A 752-nucleotide genomic window follows, 5' to 3' on the forward strand; every position below is an offset into this window, starting at 1 on the left:
TTTGTCTTTACGTCCTTTTGCGTTACGTTTGAAAATAACTAAACGGGACTTAAAAGAGGTTTGTTCACCTAGCATGTAAACACCGAGGCTTTTAGCTCTGGTGCTTGCTTGAACATAGAGTTGTTTAACTGGATACCAGCTATCTACTGGTAATTTTTTACAGTGAGTTCGATTTCTAAATCTGCCTACGTAATCCCAATTTAATGACAAAATTTGCTTGAACCAAGGTATACGAAAACCTGCATCTGTCACGATTATTGGTTTGCACTCATTGGGAAGCATAGTTTTTAATTTAGTTAGAAATAGTTGATGAGTTTTAGGCTTCTCTTTTTTATTTAGCGGATGAATTTCTTCATAAAGTGTCAGTGAACGACCTTGAGCTGCAAGCGATGCTCTAATGAGAAAATGTTGCTTTCGGTCATCAAGATCAGACCAATCGATATGAATTATCGGTTGTTTCATTCTTCCGATTAGTAAGCAAGTCATGCGTGTGTATATAAACTCGATATCACGATGTAAATGGCCATTATTACAAAGCCTATCGACACGTTTAATCTTATGTTTTTCCAGCGCTTTACTTTCAATGTTACGGCCAAGGCCTGTAATTGAAAGGGAGCCTCCATTCATTGAGCTTTCGACTGCACAGAACAAACTTTGTCGGCGAGTTTTGTGCATTAACGGGGTGACAATCGATAGGCATTTTGATAAAACTTGTTTCGCATTCATGGCATTTACTCGTGGTAATTTTTGTT

1 protein-coding gene is annotated in these 752 nt (G+C 37.8%); it reads right to left on the reverse strand.

Going from position 1 to position 752, the window contains the following annotated elements; genetic code table 11:
* The coding region (locus tag LMH66_RS20225; protein WP_229372716.1) for an IS4 family transposase at positions 1 to 726 on the reverse strand (726 nt) is incomplete at its 3' end.
* Positions 727 to 752 lie beyond the last annotated feature (26 nt).

It is taken from the genome of Shewanella sp. 10N.7 (genome assembly GCF_020806285.1).
Taxonomy (GTDB): Bacteria; Pseudomonadota; Gammaproteobacteria; order Enterobacterales; family Shewanellaceae; genus Shewanella; species Shewanella electrodiphila.